This window comes from Zobellella denitrificans, from assembly GCF_002237365.1.
In the GTDB taxonomy this organism is placed as follows: Bacteria; Pseudomonadota; Gammaproteobacteria; order Enterobacterales; family Aeromonadaceae; genus Oceanimonas; species Oceanimonas denitrificans.
Genome location: NZ_NMUO01000208.1, coordinates 1 through 662 on the forward strand (window position 1 = coordinate 1; position 662 = coordinate 662).

The window sequence follows — 662 nt, forward strand, 5'->3', positions numbered from 1 at the left end:
ATCTTCTGCTTTCGCCGGATGCTGGCTTTCTTCGTCGTTTCTGCTCGCAACATATTCAACGCCAGGTGACGCATGCAAGACAGAATCTCAGCCGCTTCACCTCGATAGATGGGGCAAGCATCTTCGTTCATCGACACGTCCAGCACCCAATGCAGGCTGTTCTCGATCCGCCAGTGGTCCCGCACTGCGGCAGCGAAGCGAGCCTGGTCCAGTTCCGCCGAACTGATGTAGTAGCGGTATTCGAGGGACTGTTTGCCTGATTTTTCCAGGCGATAGCCGATGGCCACACCCAGGGTTTTCAGGCCTCTCCACTCCGGGAACTGGCTGGCCACGTCACCGGCAGCAAGAACATGGTATTCCCTGGCCTCAATGCGACCATGTCCTTTCTCCACCGTCACATTGACGGGGTCGGTGGCTGCCGAGTGGAACGGTCGGAGTGCTTGCTGAACCGCGCGGTGCAACAGCTCCTGGTTACCCTTGACCGCCAGCAGGTAGTCTCCGCCTTGCTTGACGATGGTGCCGGCGATGTCAGTCTGACAGCCCATGGCATCAATGGACACCAGGCACCCCTTGATATCCAGCAGCTTGAGCAATGCTGGAATGGCCGTGATTTCATTGGACTTGGCATCGGTTTTCAACTGGCCCATGACCACGCCGTTGCC

Annotated in this window: 1 protein-coding gene; it reads right to left on the minus strand. The window is 57.9% G+C overall.

What is annotated here, in order from left to right:
- The coding region (locus CGX12_RS19400; RefSeq protein ID WP_142995729.1) for an ISAs1 family transposase at positions 1–662 on the minus strand (662 nt) is incomplete at both ends.